The organism is Pelomicrobium sp. (assembly GCF_036803785.1).
GTDB lineage: Bacteria > Pseudomonadota > Gammaproteobacteria > Burkholderiales > UBA6910 > Pelomicrobium.
Genome location: NZ_DAIRTR010000147.1, coordinates 1 through 6,896, shown reverse-complemented (window position 1 = coordinate 6,896; position 6,896 = coordinate 1). Strand labels below are relative to the sequence as shown.

Genomic DNA, 6,896 nt, shown 5'->3' with positions numbered 1-6,896 from the left:
GCCCCACCACCGCCACCGTGGCGCCGGCGGACACCTTGGCCGTGTTCACCACCGCCCCCACGCCGGTCAGCACCGCGCAGCCGAACAGCGCCGCCTCCTCCAAAGGCAGCTCGGGATCGATCTTCACCAGGGAGCGCCGGGACACCACCGCGTATTCGGCGAAGGCGGAGCAGCCGAGGTGGTGGTGGATGGGGCTGCCGTTGCGCGTGAGCCGCCGCTCGCCGCTGAGCAGCGTTCCGGCGGTGTTGGCCACCGCGCCGGGTTCGCACAGGGCGGGGCGGCCTTCCGCGCAGGGCAGGCAGTGGCCGCAGCTCGGCACGAATACGAGCACCACGGGGTCACCCCGCTGCAGGTCGTCCACTCCCGGCCCGGTCTCTTCCACGGTTCCCGCCGCCTCGTGGCCCAGCAGCATGGGGGTGGGCCGGGGGCGGTCGCCGTTGATCACGGACAGATCCGAATGGCACAGCCCCGCGGCCGCGATCTTGACGAGCACCTCGCCGGGGCCCGGTGGGGCGAGCTCCACCTCCTCGATCTTGAGGGGTCGGGTGGCCGTGTAGGGAGGCTCCACTCCCATCCGCTCCAGCACCGCACCGCGAATCTTCATCGCCATACCTCCATCATATCGTGTTCATTCTTCCGTCATTGCTACGGACTCGCCTTTGGAACCTGCGCCGCGTGCTCCGACACGACGCCGCGCTCGATCACGAACACCTTGTCCACCAGCCCCGCGCAGTGGCGGTAGTCCGACTCGGACACGAGCACCGCGGGACCTTCCGCCTTGAGCGTGCGTAGCACCTCTCCCAGGCGATGGGCGAGGGCCGGGGCGATGCCTTCGAAGGGTTCGTCGAGGAGCATCAAGTGCCGCCCGTTCATGAGCGCCCGTGCGAGCGCCACCAGTTTTTGCTGACCCCCGGAGAGCTGCAGGGCGCGGCGCGCGGAAAAGCCTTCCACCTCGGGCATCAGCGCGTAGATCCAGGCAAGCCGTGCCCCGGCATCGGGAATGCCGTTGGCCCAGGCGGGAAGCAGGACATTTTCCTGCACCGTGAGCTCCGGCACCAGCCGCCGGTCCTCCGGCATGTAACCTACACCCATTTTCGCGCGCAAATGAGGTGCTCTCTCTGTCACGTCGCGGCCGTCGATCGCCACGCGACCGCTCGAGGGACGCGCCAACCCCATGACGGCGCGCATCAGGGTGGTTTTGCCCGCACCATTGCGGCCAACGAGCCCCGCCATCGTGCCCCTGGGAAGCTCAAGGGTCGCGCTGCGCAGCACCTGAACCCCCCCGATCCGGACGTCGAGCCCTTCCACCTTAAGCATGGAACGCGCTTCTCCCTGTCCGGTGCAGCTCGGTCCCCACCACGTGGCGCCGCACCTCCGGGTCCCCGAGCACCTCCCGTGGCGGACCGTCGGCGATCACCCGCCCCTCGTAGAAGGCAATCACCCGGGAGGCGTAGCGTGCCACGATCTCCATGTCGTGTTCGACAAACAGGCTTGCCGCGCCCGTCTCCCGCACTGCGCTCATCACCGTGTCCATGAGCGGAAACTTTTCCTCCACCGACACGCCGCTGGTGGGTTCGTCCAGGAGGAGCAGCGCCGGTCGGGCTACCGTAGCCATGGCGATGTCGAGAAGCTTGCGCACCCCCTGGGGCAGAGTCGCCGCCCGCGCCGGGGCGTATGCGTCGAGGGCGTAGCGCCGCAACAGGGCGTTTGCCCGCTCCTCCCGCTCCCGGCTACGCAAAGGTCTTAGCCACGCAAGCCGCCCCTCTCCCAGCATGGCCAGGGCGATCAGCACGTTTTCCAGCACCGAAAGCTCACGAAAGATCTGGGGGATCTGGAACGAGCGGCAGACCCCGGCGCGGGTCACTTCCCGGGGGGCAAGCCCCGTGATGTCGCGTCCACGGAAGCGCACCGTGCCCGCGGAAGGCTTGAGATAGCCGGTCACCATGTTGATGAAGGTGGTCTTGCCCGCGCCGTTGGCTCCGATCACGCCCACCACCTCCCCTTCTGCCACCCGCACGCTCACTTCGTCCGCCGCCACCACGGCACCGAAGCGCTTGCTTAAGGATCGGGTTTCCAGGATCGGCTCCATGGGTTCACGCCCTTGCGCGCCGCGCCACCAGGGACCACAGGCCCCTCGGCAGAAACAGGATGATGGCGAGCAACACGGCACCGAGAACGAGCTGCCAGGTATAGGGCGAGACCTGGAACGCGTAGCTCTTGACCAGCTCGAAGATAAGGGATCCTAGGTAGGGGGCGGCCACGTGGGCGGTGCCACCCATCAAGGCGATGAACACGAATTCGCCCGACGTGGTCCAGTAGGCCATGTCCGGTCCCACGTGACCGGTGGCGAAGGCGGTCAGCGTGCCCCCCAGGGCCGCCAGGCCTGCGGCCAGCACGTACTCGATATAGACCACGCGCCGCGCCGAAACGCCCAGGTATTCCACCCGGATCTCGTTCTCCCGCACCGCTTCGCCCGCGTAGCCCATGCCGGCGTGGAGGTAGCGGTGCAGGCCCCAGGCGCAGGCCACGGCCACCAGGCTCGCGAGGGCGAACACCCAGGCGCCGGCGTTCTCCGGCGCATATCCCAGGAAAGTGGGGGTGGGAACGTGAAAACCGTCCGTGGAGCCCAGGGCCTGGGAGCGGGCGAGGATGCCATACAGGATCATGGAAAAGGCCAGGGTGAACATGGCGAAGAAGATCTCCCGGTAACGGCACAGCAGCGCCCCCAGCACCGCTCCGATGATGACGCCGCAGGCAAGCCCCAGGGCGAGAAGGGCGAAGGCGTCGGTCAGTCCCAGGGATCTGCCGGCGAGCCCCGCCGCGTAGCCGCCAACGCAGAAGTACAGCCCCTGCCCGAAGGAGACCAGCCCTGCCCGCATGAGCAGCACCACTCCCGCCACCACTAGCGCCCGGGCGAGGGCCATGGTGACGAGAAAGGAGAGCCACCGAGGAAGCCAGGGCCCCACGATGAGCAGGACGGCGAGCGTCGATACCGCCGCCACGGTCGCCTTGTCAGGCTTTGCCATGATCAGATCTTTCTCGCTGCGGCGCCGGCAAACAGTCCGTGGGGGCGCAGCGCAAGCACCGCGGACATGACCCCGTAGATCACGAACAGCTCCAGCTCCGGAAAGAAGTGCACCGCCACAGCCCTTGAGAGACCCACGATGAGGGCTCCCACCACCGCCCCGGCAACGCTGCCCAGACCGCCGATCACCACCACAGCGAAGGCGATGACGATCACTTCCACGCCGATACCCGGCACCACGGAAACGAGAGGGGCCGTCAGGGCGCCGGCCAGCGCCGCCAGGACTCCGCCGATCACGAAGGTAATCACGAAAGTGCGGGAGACATCGATCCCCAGGGCAGCGGCCATCTCCCGGTCGCAGATCACCGCCTTGAGCAGCCGGCCCGGCCGGGTACGCTTGAGCGCCCATGCCAGCAGCCCCGCGATGGCCACCGCGGCGCCGATCAGGGCGAGATCGTAGCGGGCAAAGCTCACCTCACCCACCTGAAGCCGCCCGAGCAAGCTGTAGGGCTGGTAGACCATGTAGGGGTTCACGCCCCAGACGAGCTTGATCAGATCCTCCAGCATGAGCAGTAGCGCATAGGTGACGAGCAGCATCACCACCTCGTCGCGGCCATACATGAACCGCAGCACGCCCCGCTCCACGAGCAGGCTCACCGCTGCCCCGGCGACCAGGGCAGCGGTGAGCAGAACCAGGTAGCCCCCCCAAGGCACGTAGCCGGCAGCGAAATACACGCCGGCGGCGGAGGCGGCGGCGTAGGCGCCCACGGCGTAGAAGCTGCCGTGGGCCAGGTTGAGGATCTTCATCACCCCGTAGACCAGGGTCAGGCCTGCAGCGACGATGAACAGCCACGAGGCATAGATCAGCCCGTCCGTGACGATGGCGAGCAGCTTGAACATGGACCTAGCCCGGATCTCTCAGCAAGACGCCTGAGGCCGGTGGTGCGAAGCGCAAAAATCGGCCCATCGCGAGTCATGCCCTCGGGCACCGCAGGTTCTGGCAAAAGCGACCCGCTTTGCGCGCGGTCCTCGCCCGTCGGCGCCACTGCGGGCTTCTCCGACTGCGCCAAAGCCTCTTCCCCCCGGCCCCATGGTCTATCTCCCGAGCCCACCGCTCCCACGAAATAGTCGGCTAGCACTTCGCTCCCGGGAAACCGGCTTCGATCCATTGCTCGCTGGTCATGGTGTCCGGAGGATTGACGCACTCGGCCGGATAGCGCTTGACGTTCACCACCGTCGGCTTGCCTGCCTCGCGCTTGAAGCGACCGTAGACCATCTCCTGCACCGCCTGGTGCCCCTTGCCCAAAGCCATCCTCACGGTGCCGCTGGGCGCTTCAAAGGCGAGCCCCTCCAAGGCAGCGATGATGTCGGCCTCGGCGGGATTGGGCTTGCCCCCGGCCGCCTTGTCCGCTGCGGCCTTCAGGCCCAGGATCGCCTGGGCCATCTTGTAGGAGGGATAGGTGGGCCAGGTGTTGTAGCGGTTGAAATAGCTCTCCCGGAACCAGCGGTTGAGAGCGTTGTCCGGCGCGAACACCCCGTAAGGCCCCCGGCCGCCGATCACCGCCCCCTCGGGTATTTGGTCCGCGAGGCGGAACATGGCGGTCTCGCCGGTCGTGAGCACGGGCGTCTGCCTGGCAAACAGGCCCCGGGCGGATGCCTGCAGCACGAAGCTCTCCATGTCCCCGCCCCAGAAGCTGGAGTGGACGTAATCGGCCTCGTGCAGCATCAGCGCCGAGATCTCTGCCCCGTACTGGCCGGCGAAGAGCTTGGGCCATTGGACGGCGCCCACCTCGACTCCGGATTTCAGCTTCTGCAGGGCCTTGATGAAGTCGTTCCAGGAGTCCTGTCCCCAGGCGTAATTCTGGTTGATCCCGTTCACCCGCTTGAGGTTGGGGGTGAGCTCCAGGATGTAGCGGGCGGCCGCCACGTTGTCCATGGTGGCCGTGGGACCGGTGCGGAACACGTATTTGTAGCGACGCTCCTCGAAGACCCGGGGTGTACCGCAGTCGAAGAAGAGGGTGAGCTTCTTCAGCTCCTCTGCCACCGGTGCGATGGCAAGGCAGTCCCCCGAGGAGATGTACCCGATCACCGCGTCCGCCTTGTCCCGCTGCACCAGGTTGCGAAACTCCGCCACTTGCTTGGTGGGACCGCCCGCCTCATCCACCCAGATGGGCCGGATGGGCAGTCCCGCGATCCCCTTGGTCTCGTAGGGCGCCGGCACGGTGCCGTTGTTAATCGCCTCAATCACCAGCTCGGCGGCGTTGCGCGCCGGGACGCCGAAGGGGCCCGCAGCGCCCCCGGAAAGGAAAGTCACGAGTCCGAGGCGGTATTCCTGGGCGGCCGCTGGGACCATCGCTATCGCCAGGGCCGCCCCTGCCAGCACCGTCCTGGCGAGGCCCCCGAACCGTCCGTCCTGCTTCGATCGTTGTCTCATCGTCCTCCTCCTTTGGCTCTGTCAGTTGGAATTAGCGTGCCCCCGCACGCAGCGCCTCCGGCGGGTACACCTTGAACCGGCCGAGCATGGCCTTCGCCGGCGGAAAGCGCTCGTCGGGCACCACCTCGCCGATGGCGATGGTCTGCTGCATCTGGTGGGTCGCCGGATCCATGTAGGATGCAAAGCCTTCCGGGTCTTCCGGTAGCTGGAGCCGCAACCCTTCCAGGGCCGCGATCAGGCGCTCCTTGTCCCCGACTCCACCCGCCCGGGACACCGCTTCGGCGATGGCCAGGATTCCGGTGTATGCCCCTTGCGCCGCGTAAGACGGGTAGCGCCCCGCCAGGGCATGAAACCCCCGGACAAAACGGCGGTTCGCTTCTGTGTCGGGCCAGTTGTTGTGGTGCCGCGCGGACAGGATGAGCCCAGTGGGCATGCCGGCACCCAGGGCGGCCATGACTTCGTAGTTGCCGCCGGCATCGAAGTTGGCGAACTGCATCTTTTCGAACAGGCGCACGGTCTTGGCCTGCTGGATGAAGGCCACCAGATCGCCTCCCCAGTGGCCGTTTACCACCAGGTCGGGCTTGGCCTCCAGAAGGGCGGCGATGTAGCGGGAATAGTCCGGCTCGAACAGCTTGGGCCACAGCACTGCGGCCACCGCGTAGCCCACGCCCAGGGCGTCGAGGGCTTGGCGCAGATCCAACCACTGCCGGTAGCCGTAATCGTAGTCCGGCCCGATAAAGGCGATGCGTCGCCAGGGCGTGCGGCGCTGCAGCGCCTGGAGGTAGCGGGCTCCCGCCTCCATGGACTGGCGCGTGTTGTTCGTCACACGAAAGTAGTAGCGATGCAGCGCCTCCTCGGTGAGCCGCGACGAGGCATGGTCGGTGCCGATGAAGATGGTGCGCGTGCGCCGCGCCACTTCGGTCACCGCCAGGGCGACGGCGGAGGACACCACCCCGCACAAGAAGTGCACCCGGTCTCGCTCGACGAAACCCTGGGCGATCAGAGCCCCGAGCGAGGGCTTGGACTTGGTGTCCTCCACCAGCACCCGCAGCCGGGGTGCGCCGGAGCGGGACGCAGGCGCCCTAGGGCGCCTTGCGATCTCAGCAAGGGCCAGCTCGATGGCCACCACGCTGTCCCGGCCGTAGAGGCCGCCGCGCCCGGTCATGGGAAACATGCAACCCACCACCACGTCGGCTTGGTCCCGGGGCGCCCCGAGCTCGATGCGCGCCGCCGCCTGGGGCGTGGCCAAGGCGGCGAGGAGCCAGACCCCCACCCTCCTCGCTCGTATCCTCCACCCTCTTCCGTTCATGCGCTGCGCCTCCTGGAGGCCTGCTTTGCAAAGGACGTTCCATCCTCCACCCAGGACAGCCAAGTCATTGGGATTCGTGCGACGTGAGGTCGCGTAAGTGATTGTTCCACAAGGGAAACCTTGGAGGG

7 protein-coding genes are annotated in these 6,896 nt (G+C 67.3%); all 7 read right to left on the bottom strand.

Going from position 1 to position 6,896, the window contains the following annotated elements; translation table 11 throughout:
• A partial coding sequence (locus V7Q81_RS13645) for an alcohol dehydrogenase catalytic domain-containing protein (RefSeq protein ID WP_333844275.1) occupies window positions 1-604 on the bottom strand: 604 nt, incomplete at its 3' end.
• Window positions 605-645: 41 nt separating this feature from the next.
• Complete coding sequence (locus V7Q81_RS13640; RefSeq protein ID WP_333844273.1) at window positions 646-1,317, bottom strand: ATP-binding cassette domain-containing protein; 672 nt, start codon at window positions 1,315-1,317, stop codon at window positions 646-648.
• Window positions 1,310-2,089 carry an ABC transporter ATP-binding protein gene (locus tag V7Q81_RS13635; RefSeq protein WP_333844270.1) on the bottom strand — a complete coding sequence of 260 codons (780 nt, stop codon included), beginning with the start codon at window positions 2,087-2,089 and terminating at the stop codon, window positions 1,310-1,312. The genes V7Q81_RS13640 and V7Q81_RS13635 overlap by 8 nt, the downstream gene beginning before the upstream one ends.
• A gap of 4 nt (window positions 2,090-2,093) precedes the next feature.
• Window positions 2,094-3,026 carry a branched-chain amino acid ABC transporter permease gene (locus V7Q81_RS13630; RefSeq protein ID WP_333844268.1) on the bottom strand — a complete coding sequence of 311 codons (933 nt, stop codon included), beginning with the start codon at window positions 3,024-3,026 and terminating at the stop codon, window positions 2,094-2,096.
• Between the two features lie 2 nt (window positions 3,027-3,028).
• Window positions 3,029-3,925 carry a branched-chain amino acid ABC transporter permease gene (locus tag V7Q81_RS13625; RefSeq protein WP_333844265.1) on the bottom strand — a complete coding sequence of 299 codons (897 nt, stop codon included), beginning with the start codon at window positions 3,923-3,925 and terminating at the stop codon, window positions 3,029-3,031.
• 232 nt (window positions 3,926-4,157) lie between these two features.
• On the bottom strand, window positions 4,158-5,459 hold the full coding sequence (locus tag V7Q81_RS13620; protein ID WP_333844264.1) for an ABC transporter substrate-binding protein: 1,302 nt from the start codon (window positions 5,457-5,459) through the stop codon (window positions 4,158-4,160).
• A 31-nt stretch (window positions 5,460-5,490) separates the two neighbouring features.
• Window positions 5,491-6,732: an ABC transporter substrate-binding protein gene (locus tag V7Q81_RS13615; RefSeq protein ID WP_333844262.1), complete on the bottom strand. Its 1,242-nt coding sequence runs from the start codon at window positions 6,730-6,732 to the stop codon at window positions 5,491-5,493.
• Window positions 6,733-6,896: the final 164 nt, after the last annotated feature.